Raw genomic sequence first — 18,298 nt, 5'->3', positions numbered from 1 at the left:
GCGCGGCAGTAGAGTCTCAATCGATCTCGAACTTCTCGATGATCAGCGTTTCCGCCAGCGCGCCGTCGGTCCATTCCTGAAACGCGGCGTTCGCCAGCATCGTGTCCATGTAGGCGCGAACCGGCGGCGTCACGTCGATGGCGTAAGTTCGGAAACGATGCACGACTGGCGCGAACATCGCATCCGCTCCGCTGAACGTTCCGAACAGGTATGGTCCCTGCGCGCCGTACTTGGCGCGGCATTCGGTCCAGATCTGCTGGATCCGGGCGATGTTGTCCCGAGCGTCATCGGACAGCGGTTTCGCGCGAACCGGACGGTGGATGTTCATGCCGCATTCGTTGCGCAGCGCCATGAAGCCCGAATGCATTTCCGCAGACACCGACCTTGCATGCGCGCGCGCGGCAACGTCCCGCGGCCAGAGCCCTGCATTTGGAAATCGCTCGGCGGCGTATTCGATGATCGCAAGCGAATCCCAGACGGTGATGTCACCGTCGACGAGCGCCGGCACCTTGCCTGACCGGGTGAAATTCAGGATGCGCTGCTTGTCGGCATCGCCTGTATAGAGCGGGATCGTGACTTCCTCGAAAGCAATTCCGGTGGCCTTCAGCGCCATCCACGGCCGCATCGACCATGAGGAATAGTTCTTGTTGCCGATCGCGAGCGTCAAAGCCATCGCATGGTCCCTGGCGTAGTCCTGGGTTGAATCGTCGTGCACCGCGACTTTGCCACGCCCGGCGCTCGGCAGGCAACTGAACCGATCCGGCCGCGCCGAAACCGCCTCGCAACCGTCCGCATCCTGTTCTATCGTGTCGGCAACTTTAAGAAGGCACCTGATCGTGACCCTGTTCACAACGGCTGACATCGCGGCGATCGCATTCTTCATCCTCGCCTGGACAATCTACGCGATTACGCTTGAGCGCACATCGCATGGCCGCAACAGCCTGAACGCCCGCATGAGTATTTACCGCGAGGTCTGGGTGCGGCGTATCCTCGACCGCGAGGCGCGAATGGTCGATATGCAGATCATGGCGTCGCTTCAGAACGGAACCGCGTTCTTCGCCTCCACCACGCTGCTTGCCGTCGGCGGCGGGTTGACGTTGCTTCGCTCGACCGAAGAAGCCATGTCGGTGCTGGCAACCCTGCCGCTCGGCATACGAAGCTCCCCTGCTCTATGGGAGATCAAGTGCGTCGGGCTGATCGTGATTTTCGTCTATGCGTTCTTCAAGTTCTCGTGGGCCTATCGCCTCTTCAATTATGTCGCGATCCTGCTTGGCGCGATGCCATTTGCCGAGAAGCGCGATACGCCCGAGGCGCAGTCGCATGTGATGCGCACCACGAAGCTGTTCCAGTCCGCCGGCCGCCATTTCAATCGCGGTCAGCGCGCCTTCCTGTTCGCTCTCGGCTATCTCGGCTGGTTCATCAGCCCATGGGTGCTGATCGCCACCACATTGGCCATCGTGGTTGTCATCTGGCGCAGGCAATTCGATTCTGACGCCTACAGGGCGATGTCGAAATAGGTGACATGCGCTTGCCGCGCCGCGCCGGATGCGTCATGGCATGGTCATGAACAAATCCGATTCGAAGGCTCTCGACGGCGGATCGCTCGACGACGCCATTCTCGATGTGCTGGCGCGCGCCGGCGCAAAAACCCTCAGCGCGCCCGAGATCGCGCACGCGATCGCAGCCGAAGATAACTGGCATGGATTGCTGGTGCCGATCCGAAGGTCGGCCGTGGCGCTCGCGCAGGCAGGCCGCCTCGTGATCTACCGCAAGGGCAAGCCCGCCGATCCGAATGACTTCCGCGGCGTGTATCGCCTCGGCCTGCCGCGTCACGACTAGCTCGTTTGATCAATTCGCCTTGCGCGGTCCCGGAAACAGCTCGCTGCTGCGTCCTGTCGCCCAATAGGCGATCAATCCGGTCCATTCGTGGATGGCGACGTCGGTGCGGGCAAGGCCCGCGCTCAACGCCGTGAACGGCGTCAGGCTTTCGCTCCAGCCGCGCGTGCGCCAGTCCACCGGATAGGCCTCGACGTCGAAGCCAGCCTTCCGGAATGCTCCTATCGAGCGCGGCATGTGAAATGCGGACGTCACCAGCAGCCAGCGCTCACCCGGCTTCGGTGAAACCAAGGCGCGCGTGAACGTCGCGTTCTCGGCAGTTGTACGGGATTCGCTTTCGAGCACGATGCGTGCATGTGGCGTGCCGAAATCTTCCAGCAGGTCGCCCGCGACCGGCGCTTCCGGAACAGGCGCCTCGATCAGGTTGGCGCTGCCGCCCGAAAAAACCATGCGCGCCTCGGGAAACCGCCGCGCCAGTTGCAACATCGTGATGATCCGTTCGGCGGACGCATCCATTTCGAGCGAACCGCGCGCCTGACTGCGCTCCGGATCGATGGACCCGCCAAGCACGATGATGCCGTCCGGCGGACGTCCGCCCGCGCTCCATGCCGGAAACCGCTCGGTCAGCGGCAACAACAGCAGGTTGCCGAGCGGCGAAAACCCGGCGATCAGCAACAGCACCACGCCGGTCACGAGGATGCGTAATCCCGTTTTGCGAAATCGCGTCGCGAGCACCAACACACCGAGGACGCAGAGCATCGCGACCGCATTCGACGGAACGGTGAAAAATCCGATTGTCTTGGACAGGCTGAAAAACATGATCGTCTTGCATGGGCGATCATGCCGGCAAGATCAATCCCCCGTTCAATCCCATTTCGGCGCGAAACCGAAATCGGTAATGCGGCCGCCGCGCGTGCCCATGGCGAAGATTTCATCCATCTCCTCGTCTGCAAGCGCGAAATCGAAGACGTCGAAATTTTCCGATAGCCGCTCGACCCTGGACGTGCGCGGGATCACCACCACGTTTTGCTGGATTAGCCAGCGCAGGCAAACCTGCGCCGCGGTTTTTTCATAGCGCGCGCCGATCCGGTTCAGCGCCTCGGCGTTCTTGACACGGCCCTTTGCGACCGGACTGTAGGCCACAAGCGCGAGGCCATTGTCACGGCAGGCCGTCAGCACCTTCGCCTGATCCAGATACGGATGATACTCGACCTGATTGCAGACCAGCGGCGCGGCGGATTTCGCGACTGCCTCCTCGATCAGCGCCACCGTAAAGTTCGACACACCGATGTGCCGCGTAAGCCCGAGTTGCTGCGCCTGCCCCAGCGCGCCCAGCGTCTCCTCCAGCGGCACTTGCGGATTGGGCCAATGCAATAACAGCAGATCGACTTCGGTCATGCGAAGCCGCGCCAGGCTTTCCTTGGTGGACCGCAAGAGATCGTTGGGCGCAAAATGCGTGGTCCAGACCTTCGTGGTCAGGAATACATCGGCGCGCTTGAGCCCTGAAGCCCGCACGCCCTCACCGACCTCGCGTTCGTTCTCATAGATCTGCGCGGTATCGACATGGCGATAGCCGAGCCGCAACGCCTGCTCGACAATGCGAGCGCAGGCGCGGCCGCGCAATTCCCACGTTCCGAGACCTATCGCCGGAATGCTGGCGCCATTCGCCTCTACAGTCAGCATCTCATGCCTCGGCACGCCGTTCCTGTGAGCCCGGTGATTATACGAACAATATCATGAGCCGAGCAGGCCGGATTGCCAAGAACGGCGGATACTGAACTCCAGCCTGCGAACCGGATTACACGCGACGCGCGAGTGCCGCGAAGACCATGTCGGGTTCGTGGGCGATCACGGTCAGCAGCGCCCGCGCCGGGCCACGCGGTGAACGTTTGCCCTGCTCCCAGTTCCGGATTGTCTCAAGAGGCACGCCGAGACGCGATGCGAACTCGGCCTGGGTCAGTTTTGCGCGAAGCCGCAGATCGCGCACGACGGGCGCAACGGTGGTCTTGCGCGAAGGCTGCGGCATATCGGGAACCAGTGGTGTTTCCCGCCCGTCCAGCACTTCGACGATCCGCCCATCCGCCTTCAGCCGCAATCGCTGCATCTGCCGCTCCCTCTCTGCCGCGAGGGTGGGACGACATGGTTAACCGCAGGTTAAAAAGAAGGCCGCCCGGGCACGAATGTCCGGGCGGCCTGCTGTCGATCGGCTTATCGCCCAGTCGGCTTATCTCAAGCGCGCGTAGGAGTTGCGCCACGAGTGACGGCGACCGCCGCCATGCGCGAACCGCAGGCCCATTTCACGTCCGCCGCCGTTGTCGTAGGAAATGTGGATGTGCTGCACACGGCCGGCGTCGGTCGAGTAGCCGCCGCTCCAGCCCTTGAGTTGTGCATAAATGCAGCCATAGGGACCGCGCACGTCCACGGCTTTGCCTTGTGCATGGAGCGACATCCGTCGCGTCCCGGCGATCCGCGTATGCCGCACGCCCGAGATCGCGTGCGTCCCCGGACAAGCCGACTGGATCGATGCGAGCTTGGCCTGCAACGGGCCGACGAGCCCCGCCGAATATCCTTCCGACGCGCGCGATGCATGCGACGCGCGAGGCGCCGGTTCAAACGAGGCGGGAGAGACCGGCTCAAAGCCGCGTTGCGCCCGCGCCATTGCGCGGCGCTCGCGGCGGCTCATCCGGTGCATCGGCTCCATTGTGGAAAATGCCGGGGCTGCCTCACGCCGGCTGCGCTGCCGCGCGTGAACCGGGTTGTCCACACCGATGCAGGGCATCGTGATGTTGCATTCGGGCGAAACGGCCGGCGCGCGCACGCGCGCCTCGGCAACCGACGACAACGCACAAAGCGCCGCGACGGCGGTGACTGCTCTAATCAAAATGATAGCTCCGAGATAAAAGTTCGAGCATCAACGACGGTCGCCTTGCGACAACGTCCTGATCGCCGAAGATGCATAAAAGCCGCTAAAACATTAACGTTCGCGCGGCCAGCGACACTGCGGTTTTATTCCTGCACCGGGCAATAATGAGGCGCTGATGTGATCAATTGTGCAGACAACGTGGCAGCCAATTGGAACCCGATTTCGGATATGGCGGGCGTTAGGTATTCAATCCAAACCACAGCGTTGCTATGGCGAGGAACGCAAAGAATCCGACGATGTCGGTGACCGTCGTCACGAAGGTGCCCGACGCAACGGCAGGATCGGCGCGCAGACGCTGAAGCGCCATCGGAATGAGAATGCCGCCGAGCGCACCGGCAACGAGGTTGCACATCATCGCAAGGCCGATGACGACGCCCAGCGCTGGAATCTTGAACCATACGGCCGCGGCAACGCCGGTGATGACGGCAAATGCCAAACCGTTCACGAGGCCGACAAGCCCTTCGCGCACGACCACGCGCCATGCGTTGCTCGCCCCAAGCTCGCGTGTCGCCAGCGCGCGCACCGCAACGGTCATGGTCTGCGTCGCCGCGTTGCCGCCCTGGCTGGCGACAATCGGCGCCAGCACCGCGAGCGCAACCATCTTCTGCAACTCACCCTCGAACATTCCAAGCACGGCGGACGCGAGAAACGCCGTGGCGAGATTGACCAGCAGCCAGTTGAACCGGCCCTTGGCGATCGTCCATACCGAGTCCGACAGTTCTTCGTCGCGGGCGACGCCGCCGAGCGCCTTGAGGTCTTCTTCGGCCTCCTCCTCGATTACGTCGACCACGTCGTCGATGGTGATGACGCCGACCAGGCGATTATCGATATCCGTTACCGGCGCCGCGACGAGATTGTATTTGCCGAACATTCGCGCCACTTCCGCGAGATCTTCATGATCGGACACGCGGCGGCGGTCCTCATCGACCAGATCCATGATCGGCCCCGGACGGCTCGCCCGCAGCAGAGCATCGAGCGGCACAGCGCCCTTCAGACGCTTATCCTTGTCCACGACGTAAATCTCGTAGAACCGGTCCGGCAGGCCTGGAGTGTCGCGCATGTATTCGATCGCCCGCAGCGCGGTCCAGCCGTCCGGCACCGAGATGCATTCTGTCTGCATACGACGCCCGGCGGAGTTTTCCGGATAGTCGAAGCTGCGCTCCAGCGCGACGCGCTCGGACTGCGGCAACTTCTCGAGAATTTCTTCCTTGTCGTCCTCGTCCAGATTCTGGAGCAGTTCGACCGCGTCATCGGAATCCAGTTCCCGGACGCCCTCGGCGACCGTTTCCGGCTCCAGTTCCTCGAGAATTTCCTCACGAACCGCGTCGTCGACTTCGTTCAGCGCCGAGAAGTCGAAGGCCGCGCCGGTCAATTCGACCAGCCGTGGCCGCAACTCCGGCTCCAGAGCCTCAATCAGGTCGCCAAGGTCGGCTTCGTGGAGTTCGGCAACGACTTCACGCAAAAAGGCGGAACCGTTCCGTTGAACCGCCTCGGACACCAAGACGACGAATTCGGGCCGGATATGATCGTCCGCATCCCGCATGGGGTGGCGGTCGAGCACGGAATCCTGAGCGGCAGCCACCTCGGCAAGGTCTTGGTGATCGGCCATGCCGTGCCTCGCGGGTTCAATGGAGGTCTGCTGATTTGCGTGTGCGTTTCAGGCAATACCCAATCGACACAGCGGAACGCAATGCTAAATGTGCGCGCCAACAGAACTACGTCCGGAAGCCGTCATGACCGTGTTACGAGCCGTACTGGTGGCGCTTGTCGCCACCACGGCAACCGCCGCCCGCGCCGCCGATTGCCCCCGCAAGGACGCACTCGGCACTTCCCGCACCATGACGGTTGATCCGCAGGCGTTTCCGCGCGTGGGCCTCAAGAGCTTTCCGCAATCCCTGCCGCTGGCGGACAAGGAGGTCGTGCTGACCTTCGACGATGGCCCGTTCCCGCCGACAACTGCGAAGGTCCTGGCCGCGCTGGCCAGCGAATGCGTGCAGGCGACGTTTTTCCTGATCGGCAGGAACGCCGAGGCCAATCCAGCCATCGTTAAACGGATCGCGGCCGCCGGCCACAGCATCGGCCACCACACATGGTCGCACCGTCCGCTCGACAAGATCGGCCAACCGCAGGCTATCGAGGAAATCGACCGCGGCATCGCTGCCGACGAGATGGCCCTGCGCGGCGAAGCCCGACGTATCCCGTCGACGCCGTTTTTCCGCTTTCCCGGCTTTGCCTCGACGCCCACGCTGCTGGCCAACCTGCAGACGCGCGGGATCGCCGTCTTCGGGGCGGATCTGTGGGCCAGCGACTGGGAACCGATGTCGCCAGATCAGCAGTTGCATCTGCTGACCGCGCGCCTCGAGCAGGCAGGCCGAGGAATCATCCTGCTCCACGACACCAAGGCGCAAACAGCGAAGATGCTGCCCGCGTTCCTGCAATACCTCCGGCGCAACGGCTACAAGGTCGTCCATCTCGTCGCACCCGGCGAAAAGCCCCGCACATGACTGACGGGCCTACGCGCCGAATTAAGCTGCCGTTCACAGCCGCGGCAGTAAGCACGGCGGTCTCGCACCGCTCCAACGGATTTGCCATGCGCCGAACAACCAGAAGCCGCGCCACGTTCCTGACCGCGCTCGGCATCCTCGCCGCGGCTTCGCTCGGTGCATCGTCCACCCATGCCGCCGACTGCCCGGGCAACCCCGGCGCGCTCGGCACCTCGCGCACCATCGTTGTCGACCCGAAAGAGCATCCACGCATCGGCACGATGCAGTATGGCGAAACCCTGCCGCTTGAAGACCGGGAAGTGGTCCTGACCTTCGATGACGGCCCGCTGCCGGTCCACACCAACGCCATTCTCGATATCCTCGCCGCGGAATGCGTGAAGGCGACATTCTTCATGGTTGGCCGCATGGCGAAGGAATTCCCGCAGGACGCGCGGCGGGTCCACGACGCGGGGCACACCGTCGGCACCCACAGCGAAAACCATCCGTTCGCTTTCGGCAAACTGCCGCCGGAGCGCATGGCTTCGGAAATCGATGACGGCATTGCCCATGTTGCCGCGGCGCTGGGCGACCCCGCTCAGTTGGCGCCATTCTTCCGGATACCCGGCCTTCGGCGCGGGGACGCGCTTGAGGCAGAACTCGGCAAACGCGACCTCATGACATGGAGCGCCGATTTCCCCGCTGACGACTGGCGGCGCATCTCACCCGCACAGGTTGTTCGCTTCGCGCTGTCGCGGCTTGAGGCCAAAGGCAAGGGCGTGCTGCTGCTGCACGACATTCAGGCGCGCACGCAAGCCGCCCTGCCAGTTATTCTCCAGGAGTTGAAAGCGCGCGGCTATCGCATCGTGCATGTCGTTCCGGCGACGGCGGAGCGCCCAAAAACGGCGACCGATCCGGCGCAGTGGGTCCCACACTGGATTCACGGCCCGGCTGTCGCGGCTAAAACCTATCCGGGCTTCACGTTCGGTGCGGCTGAAGTGCCATCGCAGGATTCCCCGCGCTCCGAACGCTCGGTCTGGATGGCGCAGCTGCCTGCGCCGGCGGTTCCAGTGCGGACGACGGTCAACACGTTTGAGATTGACGGAAGACCGCCCCGCACGGACATCTCCGCGGCGCGCAGGCCAGCGGGTCACGCCGGGATGACAGGTTTCCTTCCGTCCGAACTCGCGAAGCCGGCATCCGCGCCTTCTCCCTCGCTCAGCCGCACGCCCTTCAACAGCCCGTAGATCGCCGGGATCACGATCAGCGTCAGCAATGTCGACGAGATCATGCCGCCGATCATCGGCACCGCAATCCGTTGCATGATCTCCGAGCCGGTGCCGGTACTCCACAATATCGGCAATAGCCCCGCCGTGATGGCGACCACCGTCATCATCTTCGGCCGTACCCGCTCGACAGCACCTTCCATGATCGCATCATACAAATCGGATCGGGTCAGCACGCGGCCCTCCTTCTCACGCCGTGCTTTGATTTCCGCCAACGCCTGGTTGAGGTAGATCAGCATGACGACGCCGGTTTCGGCGGCCACGCCCCGTAAACCGACGCCACTTCCGGAAATGACCGGATGATCCTGTCCTGCGTCTGCAGAAGTTCGCCCGCCTTGGTGACCGAAATACCGGGCAACGTCGTCGGCATGTAGAGCAGCGTGCCTTCGTTCAGGTTCGGCATGAACTCAGTGCCCAGTTGCCGCGCCGGCCAGAGCCAAGCCACTTCCCGCGATGGCCTTCCCCGGTTCCAAGCAACTGAGTAGCGTCGAAGAACCATCCTCTTGGAATGCCTTGTTGATGCCCGGCCACAGGAGTAACCTCCGACATCATTGTGTGTAGGTAGGAGGAAGTCATGCCCCCTTGGCCACCGACCTTCATCTGCAACATGCGCGATCCGATCATCAGGCCATGGATGCCGACGCAGTACGAAGTCTCTGCAACGGGAAGATCGACAACGTCCCGTGATGATTGCGAGTTGCACCGACGTCGCTGACAATCACGCCGCTTCGCGGTTCAAGCGCGCTTAAAGGGCTTTCTTAGAGCGTTCTTTCGTTTCATGGAAGGAACCGGAGAGATGGACGTGCCGGGACCAGAGCGCAGGCTCGCAGCGGTCCTCGCCGCCGACATGGTCGGCTATAGTCGGCTGATGGAGGCCGACGAGATGGGAACACTCGCGCGTCTCAAGACCCACCGGATCGAGCTCATTGATCCGGCCATCGCGAAAAACCGCGGCCGCATCATCAAGACCACCGGCGACGGCATGCTGATCGAATTCCACAGCGTCGCCGATGCCGTGCTGTGCGCGACCGAGGTTCAGCACCGGATGGCGCGACGCAACGCGGACGTCTCTCCGGCGCGGTGGATCCAGTTCCGCATTGGCATCAATCTGGGCGATGTGATCGTTGAGGACAACGATATCTTTGGCGATGGCGTCAATGTGGCGGCGCGCCTCGAAATGCTCGCAGAGCCGGGCGGTATCTGCGTTTCGGGCGCGGTACGCGATCAGGTTGGCAACCGACTGGACGACGTCGTATTCGAGGATCTCGGCGACCAGAGCGTCAAGAACATCGCCCGTCCGATCCGCGTCTTTCGGGTTCGGCTTGACCAGGACCCGAGGACCGCGCCGGAGGGCGTGAAGGACGCGGCGGTGGCGGACGCGACCTCTAGGAAGCCGTCCATAGCCGTGCTGCCGCTCGTCAACATGAGCGGCGATCCGGAGCAGGAATTCTTCGCGGACGGCCTCACCGAGGACATCATTACGGAGCTGTCACGCTTCCACGAGCTGCTCGTCATCTCGCGCAACTCGACCTTTGTGCACAAGGGCAAGGCGGTGAAGGTGCAGGAGGTCGCGCGCGAATTCGGCGTCGATTACGTCCTCGAGGGGAGTGTGCGAAAGGCCGGCGATCGCATTCGCGTCACCGTGCAACTGATCGACGCCGAAACCGACCGGCACATTTGGGCCGAACGCTACGATCGCCAGCTTGAAGATATCTTCGCCATCCAGGACGAGATGACCCGCGCGATTGTCGCGACGCTCCCCGGCCGCGTCGAGGCCGCCACCCACGACCGTGCGAAACGCAAGCCGACCGATAACATGGCCGCTTATGAGTGCGTGCTGGCCGCCAAGGTGCTGCACCACCGCTCGACGCGGGAGGATAACGCCGAAGCGCAGCAGCTGCTTAACCGCGCCCTCGTGCTCGACCCGAACTATGCTCATGCGCATGCCTGGAAGGCATGCGTACTGGGCCAAACGTGGGTTTATGATTGGTGCGATGATCGCGATGCCACCCTCCAGCAGGTGGCCGCGGAGCTGGAGATCACGCTGGCGCTCGATGACAATGACAGCGACGTGCACCGGATTCTCGCCGCGCTGAACCTGAACCGCGACGAACATGACAAGGCCGCCTATCACCAGGAGCGGGCGCTCGCGCTCAACCCCAACTACGACCTTGTTGTGGTGCAGCAGGGCGAACTTCTAACGTGGCTCGGGCGGCCGGAGGACGGCATCGGCTGGATCAAGAAGGCGATGCGCCTCAATCCCTACCACCCGGAACGTTTCTGGAGCCACCTCGGGCGCGCCTGCTACTGCGCCGAGAAATACGTCGAAGCCATCGAGTCCTTCTCGCGGATCACACGGCCTGACCATACCCATCATGCCTTCCTTGCAGCCACGTTCGCGCAAATGGGCAACGCGGTCGCGGCCGCCGCGCATGCGGCAGAGGTTCTGAAGCGCGAGCCGAAATTCTCGGTGGCCGTCTACCTCGCCACCCAGCACTACAAGCGCGAAGTCGACCGCCGGCGCCACGAGGCTGGCCTCCTTGCGGCAGGTCTGCCGGTCTGATCCGACGAAGCTCCGGCGCGAGCAATCATGAGCGACTTGTCCTCATGGCATAGTTTCTTGTCGGCCGGAGAGCCGAAAGCTAAATGATTTCAAGTGTGTTTTTGTGAGGTGGTGCGCTCGGAGGATGTCGGCCCTCCTAGCATTTTCAGTTAGATACCGCGAAGGTGCGGGCAAATCGAGGCTTTGAAGCGAAAAGGTTCTTTTGGGAAGCGCCCGCACCTTCTGCGACACGCCAAAGACATCTGTGAAGGAAAATCACGATCCCAGTCAATCCCGATGCCGTAGCGCATCGACGATGACTTTGAACGCGGGAAGGTTCTGACGGCGGCTCGGATAGTAGAGGAAATAGCCCTCGAAGAACGGCGACCAGTCGTCGAGAACCTGCACCAGCAAGCCCGAGGCGACGTGCTGCTCGACGATGTTCTCTGGGACATAGGCAACGCCGTAGCCGTTCACGGCCGCGTCAATCATGGCATAGGAATTGTTGAAGGTCAGTTGACCGTTCACCCGGACACGCAGCGCTTGCCCACCCTTTTCAAACTCCCATGTGTAAAGACCGCCGGCGGTTTCGTGACGCATGTTGATGCAGACATGCCGGACCAGATCCTGCGGTTGCTGAGGTACGCCATGTGCGGCGAAATAGTCGGGCGACGCCACCGCCACCAGACGCCAGTCCGGGCCGATCCGTACCGCGATCATGTCCTTCTCGACGCTCTCGCCCAGCCGGACGCCGGCATCGAAGCCCTCCTCGACGATGTTGCGGAAAGTGCTGTCCAGGATCAGTTCGACGCTGATGTCGGGATAGGCGCTGAGGACCGGCTTCAGCTTCGGCCAGACGATGCTTTCGAGCGCATGGTCGGATAGCGTGAGCCTGACCGAGCCTGATGGTTTCTCGCGGAGCGCCGTCAGCGCCACGATCTCATCCTCAATTTCGGCGATGCGCGGGGTGATCGTCTGTAGCAACCGCTCGCCCGCAGTAGTCGTCGCGACGTTTCGCGTGGTGCGTGTCAGAAGGCGTATGCCCATGCGCGCTTCTAACTGCTTGATCGTGTGACTCAGCGTCGATTGCGCCACGCCGAGCTTTGCCGCCGCCTTGGTGAAGCTGCGCTCTTCGGCGACGGCCTGAAACCACGTCAGTTGGTTGAGGTCGGTTCTGGCCATGAAGTTCCTTCGTCCGTTATCTGCACAGCAGATTATTCGATCTGGTCGATTAGTTCATGCCGATTTCGACGGCTAATCGTTTTATGTCAAAACCGCTAGGTTTGCACTGCAACAATTCATGCAGGAGCCGAATATGGTGGTTGCCGCCACATCAGATGCTGGAAGCAAACCGACCGCCGCTTGGGGCGCGGTCCTCTCGATGGCGCTGTGCGTGGCGATGCTAATCGCCTCCGAATTCATGCCGGTCAGCCTGCTCACGCCGATGGCCGAAGCGTTGCGCGCAACCGAGGGGCAGACCGGACAAGCAATCTCAATCAGCGGCCTCTTCGCGGTGGCTGCCAGCATGATCATCACCACGGCCGCCGGGACGCTGAACCGGAAATGGGTTCTGGTCGCCATGACGGCCTTCATGCTGTTGTCGCTGGTTCTGGTGGCGGCGGCTCCGAACTTCGCGGTGCTCATGATCGGCCGCGCGCTGCTCGGCATCTGCATCGGCGGCTTCTGGGCTTTAGCCACCGCCGTCATCATGCGGCTGGTTCCTGAAAGCGATGTGCCGCGCGCGCTCGCCCTGATATATGGCGGTCAGGCCATCGCGGCCGCCTTTGCCGCGCCGATCGGCAGCTATCTGGGCGGCTTGTTCGGCTGGCGCGCGGTGTTCTCGGCGCTGACGCCCATCGTCGCCATCAACCTCGTCTGGCTAGTGATTGCGCTGCCCTCGCTGCCTGCGCGCCAGCGGCAGGGCTTTCGGACCATGTTGAGTCTTCTGAAGCGTCCTTATTTCCTGCGTGGCCTTGCCGCCGCAATGCTGTCGTGGGGCTCAGCCTTCACCATGTTCACCTATCTGCGCCCGTTTCTAGAGCAGGTGACGGGTGCGGATGTGACGATGCTCTCGATCTTGCTGCTCGTACTGGGTTGTGCCGGCTTCGTCGGTACTTGGGCGGCGGGCCGTTTTTTGAGCGGTAGCGTTGCGCCGTTGCTGAAGGTGCCCGCGCTACTGATGGGGGCCTGCACGCTGGGACTCTTGTTTACTGGCAGCTCGCCTGTCGCGGTGGGCCTGCTCCTCGCGATCTGGGGGGCGATGAACACCGCGATGTCGGTGATCTGGATGACTTGGATGTCGCAGAATGTGAACGATGCGCCGGAGGCCGCCGGCAGCCTGATGGTCGCGGCAATCCAAGCGTCGATCCTGCTGGGTGCCGTGGTCGGTGGGTTGCTGCTGGATGGCATGACGATCTTCGCGACCTTCATCGGCAGCGTGGTTTTGGCCAGCATTGGAATAGCTCTCATCGGCAATGGGCGGCGTCTGCTTAAGCCTTGAATGACCGGCAGGGCCGATCAATTCGGCCGCTGGCTCAATCCCCCCGAGAGATGCTTTGACCTCCACCAAGATCCGTCACTTGCCTCGCAACGAGAAGGACGTCGAAATGACATATAGGCTCGCGCCGTTTTCGCGTCGTAAGCTGCTGACCACCGCCGCTGGCTTTGCGCTTTCCTCTTCGGTGCGCGCTCAGTCCAATCCGGCCTCGGATCAGAAAGGAGCCGTGATGCGTCTCAGGTTTATTTTCGCGGACCAGGATTTCACGGTAACGCTGGAAAACAATCCCTCTGCGCGTGATCTGTTCTCCATGCTGCCACTGAATCTCACGATCAGCGACTATTCGACCAATGAGAAGATCGCCTACTTGCCGCGCAAGCTCACCGAGGAAGACAATGGCCGCTTCGGCGACGAGGCGGTTGGCGATCTTTGCTACTACGCTCCTTGGGGTAATCTGGCGATGTTTTATGACCCCTATCGCTGGTCGCGCGGCCTGATCCGGCTCGGTCGTCTGGACCAGGGGCCTGCGCCGCTGCTTGTGCGCGGTGAGCACCCGCTGCGCGTCGAAGCTTCTTAAGGATGTAGCCGAAGGCTACGGCGCTCATTGCTTTGAACTCTACGGCGCTTCCGACTTTCCCCTCCTCGCACAATTTGCCCGACTCACCAATGATCGAGATCGGTCATTATACTAAGTGAAACACGCTCCTTCATTTTTTGCCAAGCGAACTTCATCGGCACTGGGTTTCTAAAAACCAAGTGACTTTCTATGATGGGCGTCTCGGCAAATTTGATAAACCTACTCAGCTCTGCCACGTGCTCTCGAATGAGATCGACCCGAATTAAATGCCGCAAAAGGTGGTCGGGCTTGCCATCTACATCCAACTCACCGCGAAAATCCGCCAACTGTTCCGCGATTTCACCGTCCGATTTACGATGCTGCACATCCTTACATTCAATAAGCAGAACGCGACGGGTATTTTCGTTCCATGCCAGCACGTCAATATCGCCATAGTCTTTATCAAAACCCTTCCCAAGCAATTTTGTAATCCGAACTTCTGTTTCAGTTTTCCAACCACGTTCATTAAGTTTATCGGCCACCGCCTTGCTGAATTCCGCACCAATCTGATCGCGGGACTTGCCCGCCCATCGCTTCATTTTCTCTTTCAATTGCCAGCGAGGGAAATCGCCACGATGGAAATTAGCGAACATATAGGCGAAGGCGTCGCGCACTAGACCGGGAGCGACAATGATTGTTGGATCATGAAGTTCGTCTATCTGAATAAACGGGCGTCTCAGTACTGTAAGCTGCCGACGATAGCGCCAAGGAAAAATATCTTTCTCGTTCAGACCTTTTGGGATTTCACGCCATGACGAGCGACTTCTAAACGTCAGGAATGATAAGAAGGACTCGGCACTTTCTGCGTCGAGTGTTTCACCGTTGAAGACAGGAGCGAGCAGTTCGCTTCGTTTGACTTTGAAAATTGCCCTTCCTTTTTTGAAGCCAATATCTTCGATGAAATCGATATATTTTCGACAGAGGTCGAATGTTGCGCCGAATTGCTCTTCGTATGCAGCCCAGAACTCCGGCGAGAAGCCGCCATCTGTCGTCGGCGTGTTCTTTACCTCGATCAGGTTTCTTTCGTAGTTCTTGACGCTGTCTTCTATCGTCAAATCACTGCCGGCCCGACCATAGGGCTCCAGCACCTCCTCTTGAAAACTGACATTAGCTTGAATATCGCCCAAAGGCGCTATACGAACCCTCGCTTCCATTGCCTCCCAACGAATAGTGTCAGACCATCCGCCGAGGCCCGTCACAGTCAGTAATTTTGCCATAAGACGCGACATCTGAAGGCGTCCCGGCTTTTTGCCACCTGTGAGAGGGCATTCGCAAATCGCAAACTCAATCATGAGCCGCGACGCTTGGAAAACGCCATTCAGTTTAAATTGGTGATTGGCGATCACTTCAAGCGTAGATTCCTTATCGCGGTGAAGCGCCAATACGGCGGATGCTGTCCGCCGCCAATTGTCCTGGTCTGCTATTGCTGCCTCGTGGTTGTTCAACGCAAAAAGAATAACGGCGGATCTGTCGAGCGAATGCAATTCGGTGCAAATCTCGTCTTCGAGCATTCTGACGACAGAATTGAGGTAGGCCGTGCACTCTTCGCGCCCAACAATCTCGCTGCCCTGCGACCGGTCTCGCGCCCGCCAACCTAGACCCAGCTTAATATACGCACTGTCGTCCGTATCAATCAGGATAGGAGAAGGCCAAATCGAACTGCGAACAAAATCTCGAAAATTCCGCGCCATGAAAGCGTGAGTTTGTCGCGCTTGGTCGCTCAAAACGATTCTTCCAACTATCGCGCTCAAGTCAGATGCGTTGAGTTCAACCTTTGCCAACAGAGCAGAACCTTTGACTAAGCATTCGACCAACGCGCGCTCAGCGACGTTTGTTGGATTGAAGAAGGCCAACTCGAAGTCTTTACTGGCGTGCAATAGAATTTTCGAACCTTCGACGCTAATTTCTATGTGTGTCGATGCCTGTTCGACCGAGAGAAATTGACGTTCCCCCTCAGGTCCCTCGACATCCCTCATGTCGCCGTCAAAGCGCGCGCACCACAGCAAGGGGCCATCCGGCAGGGATGGAAAAGCGGCGTCTAGAACGGGGGCAGCGAAGCAAAGCCACGTCTTCAACATTTTCGACCGTTCATATGCCCAATGGCCGATACACGTTTCATCGGTCTGTAATTCTACCCACCATGAACGCACATCCGTTTCGTAAACACCATTTGGCCAGCGCGTATCGCCCTTCTCCTCCGAAATAAAGTAAGGCTGCATGTCGTCTTCTTTGAATAGTGCGAGGCCGTCTTTTCTCACCTTTATCCATTGACCGTGAATGTCCTGGACAACATGCGGCAACCAGGTTGCCATCGCTTCATGCCGCACAGAGAGAACTGCGTTCTGCTCAACAACTATAAAACTGTTGGCCTCGCCCGCCCCAAAATCGGGCGGCAACTGTGAGTGCGGGACAAGATGGCCGCCCAAACTACGTGCCCATCCCACCATGTTCAGCAAGCCATTGATATTGTGCAGACCTACGCCCATTTCCTGCAAGCGGTCCTGCGCTTCAAATACTCTCCACAACGAAAGCGGCTTGAAATCAGGCAACCAGCTTAAAGTCATAAGGTCTGCCGCGCCGACAAATTCAGAGCGCCAGTTTTCTCGTTGATTGTCGTTTGTGAAATCGTAAACACCACGTCCAACGCCGCATGCTACGATAAGTGTTAAGCCTGCTTTGAAATCTGGTTCTTTACGCGCATTCTCCGATGCAAAATCAATCCACTTTTCGACATCGTCAGCCAGCCTGACGTTGTCTCGCGCGGGGAATACACCCACGAACCCGGAATCATCGAAGTTCTCAAGCGTATCAGCAAAGAAAACAAGATTGATATACATGCCCCGGTCAACAACCGTCGTCACACCTGCCAGCAGGCCGCCTTTAGTGCGCTTGAACTCCATAGGCGCACCGGTTCTATCACCTAGTAACGGCGTGCGACTGAATAACGTGGCGTATTCATAAGCCAACGTTTGAGAAAAAGTTTCCGTCAGACCCCACTTAGCGATTTCTCCCAAGACAAATCTGCGCAACGCGACGCTCGCAGCAGTCGGCAAGACAAAATGGAATTCGTCATTGCGATAAATGATGGGGAAACGTTCTAAATTTGAGTGCCCAATAAAGTCAGCCGACAATTCCGCTCGTTCAGAAGGATTGAATCCGAACTCGCCAAGCGCATCAATGCGAATCCCCCTTTCGGTCAATTCACTTGCAGTAAATCGGATATGCCGTCGCAAAGATTTAACTGAGGCAATCACGCGGGGCGGCAGCTTTTGCAAGGGAGTTTCTTCACCCATGCAATAGGCTTGCAATCCCGCGCGTTCGCAAACCAAATCAGACAGCCTGAGAATTGCGTAGATGCATTCCCGGATTTGATTTGAACGAGGGGACGATGGGATGAGTTCAACTGCGTTGACAACACGTTGCGTATAAAATCCTGCGGTTTCCCATACGCCTTCCAGAATGCGAAAGTTGCCGCGCGGCGTAGTAATCAATGCGACAAAAACGTCTTCTGCCGGGTCTTCCATGCGGCCAAGTAGTCCCTCGCCCAAGGCCGTGAACAACTTTGCGACGAGCTTCTCACTTGGCTTCCTTGTGCCGCGACCAAGCGCGAGCGAAAAATGAACGAGCGCTTCAAGTCGAATGCAGTTACTCTGAAGTTCAGGCACCGTGAGCAAGCCGGCAAAGCAAGCGGCAAGTCGCAGACCATCAAACTCGCCTATCTCAGAAAGCACCTTCGCGCTCTCGCTGTGAATCTCTGACAGCGGAAGCCCTCCAAGCCCAAAGGTTGGCGTTTGCGACAGCATCTCTTCGAACGTTGGAATCTCGTTTGCCACGTATCAGGGATCTCTATCTTCTAACTTCAAAAGGTTGTTGTGGCTCAATCGCGGGACGACAAAAACATACGGACGTAGCCGGAAATGAACGTTTCCACCGAAGGAGGTTTCACGGAGACACAACGCGCTCTAAGGATCGGCGACGCACGCTTCCAAGCATACGCATTTGAATGAATTATTTTGCCTCCGCAATCACGCGCTGCACAACGTGACCTGATGGATATTTTGGACCAGCGGGATGGAGATTACTGCATGGCCGCGTTCCGATCCAGATGCAGTATTTCC

At 59.9% G+C, this 18,298-nt stretch carries 16 protein-coding genes and 1 pseudogene; 7 read left to right on the top strand and 10 right to left on the bottom strand.

Annotation, left to right across the window (positions count from 1 at the left end):
* Positions 1–16: 16 nt before the first annotated feature.
* Complete coding sequence (locus AC07UB_RS00085; RefSeq protein ID WP_494652612.1) at positions 17–673, bottom strand: glutathione S-transferase family protein; 657 nt, start codon at positions 671–673, stop codon at positions 17–19.
* Positions 674–836: 163 nt separating this feature from the next.
* Here AC07UB_RS00085 and AC07UB_RS00080 point away from each other — a divergent pair, with 163 nt between their 5' ends.
* Positions 837–1,517 (top strand): DUF599 domain-containing protein, encoded by a 681-nt coding sequence (locus tag AC07UB_RS00080; RefSeq protein ID WP_492789870.1) that lies wholly within the window; start codon positions 837–839, stop codon positions 1,515–1,517.
* 46 nt (positions 1,518–1,563) lie between these two features.
* Positions 1,564–1,839, top strand: a complete 276-nt coding sequence (locus AC07UB_RS00075; RefSeq protein ID WP_494652614.1) for a DUF3253 domain-containing protein — start codon at positions 1,564–1,566, stop codon at positions 1,837–1,839.
* Positions 1,840–1,848: 9 nt separating this feature from the next.
* On the opposite strand, the gene AC07UB_RS00070 is transcribed toward AC07UB_RS00075, so the two are convergent.
* From AC07UB_RS00070 to mgtE, 5 genes are all read right to left on the bottom strand, one after another.
* Positions 1,849–2,655, bottom strand: coding sequence for a YdcF family protein (locus AC07UB_RS00070; RefSeq protein WP_494652616.1), 807 nt, complete (start codon positions 2,653–2,655; stop codon positions 1,849–1,851).
* Between the two features lie 45 nt (positions 2,656–2,700).
* Complete coding sequence (locus AC07UB_RS00065) at positions 2,701–3,519, bottom strand: aldo/keto reductase (protein ID WP_492789876.1); 819 nt, start codon at positions 3,517–3,519, stop codon at positions 2,701–2,703.
* Positions 3,520–3,634: 115 nt separating this feature from the next.
* Positions 3,635–3,940 carry a helix-turn-helix domain-containing protein gene (locus AC07UB_RS00060; protein WP_494652618.1) on the bottom strand — a complete coding sequence of 102 codons (306 nt, stop codon included), beginning with the start codon at positions 3,938–3,940 and terminating at the stop codon, positions 3,635–3,637.
* 120 nt (positions 3,941–4,060) lie between these two features.
* A complete protein-coding gene (locus tag AC07UB_RS00055; RefSeq protein ID WP_494652620.1) occupies positions 4,061–4,717 on the bottom strand; it encodes a hypothetical protein in 657 nt (218 codons plus the stop codon).
* Positions 4,718–4,937: 220 nt separating this feature from the next.
* Positions 4,938–6,368, bottom strand: coding sequence for a magnesium transporter (gene mgtE, locus AC07UB_RS00050; protein ID WP_494652622.1), 1,431 nt, complete (start codon positions 6,366–6,368; stop codon positions 4,938–4,940).
* A gap of 148 nt (positions 6,369–6,516) precedes the next feature.
* Between mgtE and AC07UB_RS00045 the strand changes: the two genes are divergently transcribed.
* Both AC07UB_RS00045 and AC07UB_RS00040 read left to right on the top strand, forming a co-directional pair.
* On the top strand, positions 6,517–7,263 hold the full coding sequence (locus AC07UB_RS00045; protein WP_494652624.1) for a polysaccharide deacetylase family protein: 747 nt from the start codon (positions 6,517–6,519) through the stop codon (positions 7,261–7,263).
* Positions 7,264–7,349: 86 nt separating this feature from the next.
* Positions 7,350–8,486, top strand: a complete 1,137-nt coding sequence (locus AC07UB_RS00040) for a polysaccharide deacetylase family protein (RefSeq protein WP_494652626.1) — start codon at positions 7,350–7,352, stop codon at positions 8,484–8,486.
* Here the strand turns inward: AC07UB_RS00040 and AC07UB_RS00035 are convergent.
* Positions 8,390–8,803 (bottom strand): annotated as a pseudogene (locus AC07UB_RS00035) (efflux RND transporter permease subunit); the annotation flags it as partial. The gene AC07UB_RS00040 and the pseudogene AC07UB_RS00035 overlap by 97 nt on opposite strands.
* Entirely contained in the window at positions 8,758–8,970 is a 213-nt protein-coding gene (locus tag AC07UB_RS00030; protein WP_494652628.1) for a hypothetical protein, read from the bottom strand. The gene AC07UB_RS00030 and the pseudogene AC07UB_RS00035, both read right to left, overlap by 46 nt.
* A gap of 351 nt (positions 8,971–9,321) precedes the next feature.
* Here AC07UB_RS00030 and AC07UB_RS00025 point away from each other — a divergent pair, with 351 nt between their 5' ends.
* Positions 9,322–11,088: an adenylate/guanylate cyclase domain-containing protein gene (locus AC07UB_RS00025; protein WP_494652630.1), complete on the top strand. Its 1,767-nt coding sequence runs from the start codon at positions 9,322–9,324 to the stop codon at positions 11,086–11,088.
* A gap of 267 nt (positions 11,089–11,355) precedes the next feature.
* On the opposite strand, the gene AC07UB_RS00020 is transcribed toward AC07UB_RS00025, so the two are convergent.
* On the bottom strand, positions 11,356–12,249 hold the full coding sequence (locus AC07UB_RS00020) for a LysR family transcriptional regulator (protein WP_494652632.1): 894 nt from the start codon (positions 12,247–12,249) through the stop codon (positions 11,356–11,358).
* A gap of 133 nt (positions 12,250–12,382) precedes the next feature.
* On the opposite strand from AC07UB_RS00020, the gene AC07UB_RS00015 reads away from it, so the two are divergent.
* Together AC07UB_RS00015 and AC07UB_RS00010 are read left to right on the top strand one after the other, a co-directional pair.
* Complete coding sequence (locus AC07UB_RS00015; protein ID WP_494652634.1) at positions 12,383–13,567, top strand: MFS transporter; 1,185 nt, start codon at positions 12,383–12,385, stop codon at positions 13,565–13,567.
* A gap of 106 nt (positions 13,568–13,673) precedes the next feature.
* Positions 13,674–14,141 carry a cyclophilin-like fold protein gene (locus AC07UB_RS00010; protein ID WP_492792646.1) on the top strand — a complete coding sequence of 156 codons (468 nt, stop codon included), beginning with the start codon at positions 13,674–13,676 and terminating at the stop codon, positions 14,139–14,141.
* Between the two features lie 83 nt (positions 14,142–14,224).
* Here the strand turns inward: AC07UB_RS00010 and AC07UB_RS00005 are convergent, their stop codons facing one another.
* Entirely contained in the window at positions 14,225–18,013 is a 3,789-nt protein-coding gene (locus AC07UB_RS00005) for an anti-phage protein Upx-like protein (RefSeq protein ID WP_494652635.1), read from the bottom strand.
* Between the last annotated feature and the right edge of the window lie 285 nt (positions 18,014–18,298).

This window comes from Afipia sp. GW821-FHT04G03 (assembly GCF_059419985.1).
Note: the sequence above shows the minus strand (reverse complement) of the source record. Positions and strands in the feature narration are given on the sequence as shown.

Coding starts and splice junctions, on each gene's coding strand:
- AC07UB_RS00040 (WP_494652626.1), top strand. CDS start 7,350: ATGCGCCGAACAACCAGAAGCCGCGCCACGTTCCTGACCGCGCTCGGC.
- AC07UB_RS00020 (WP_494652632.1), bottom strand. CDS start 12,249: ATGGCCAGAACCGACCTCAACCAACTGACGTGGTTTCAGGCCGTCGCC.
- AC07UB_RS00060 (WP_494652618.1), bottom strand. CDS start 3,940: ATGCAGCGATTGCGGCTGAAGGCGGATGGGCGGATCGTCGAAGTGCTG.
- AC07UB_RS00010 (WP_492792646.1), top strand. CDS start 13,674: ATGACATATAGGCTCGCGCCGTTTTCGCGTCGTAAGCTGCTGACCACC.
- AC07UB_RS00085 (WP_494652612.1), bottom strand. CDS start 673: ATGGCTTTGACGCTCGCGATCGGCAACAAGAACTATTCCTCATGGTCG.
- AC07UB_RS00070 (WP_494652616.1), bottom strand. CDS start 2,655: ATGTTTTTCAGCCTGTCCAAGACAATCGGATTTTTCACCGTTCCGTCG.
- AC07UB_RS00065 (WP_492789876.1), bottom strand. CDS start 3,519: ATGCTGACTGTAGAGGCGAATGGCGCCAGCATTCCGGCGATAGGTCTC.
- mgtE (WP_494652622.1), bottom strand. CDS start 6,368: ATGGCCGATCACCAAGACCTTGCCGAGGTGGCTGCCGCTCAGGATTCC.
- AC07UB_RS00025 (WP_494652630.1), top strand. CDS start 9,322: ATGGACGTGCCGGGACCAGAGCGCAGGCTCGCAGCGGTCCTCGCCGCC.
- AC07UB_RS00075 (WP_494652614.1), top strand. CDS start 1,564: ATGAACAAATCCGATTCGAAGGCTCTCGACGGCGGATCGCTCGACGAC.
- AC07UB_RS00015 (WP_494652634.1), top strand. CDS start 12,383: ATGGTGGTTGCCGCCACATCAGATGCTGGAAGCAAACCGACCGCCGCT.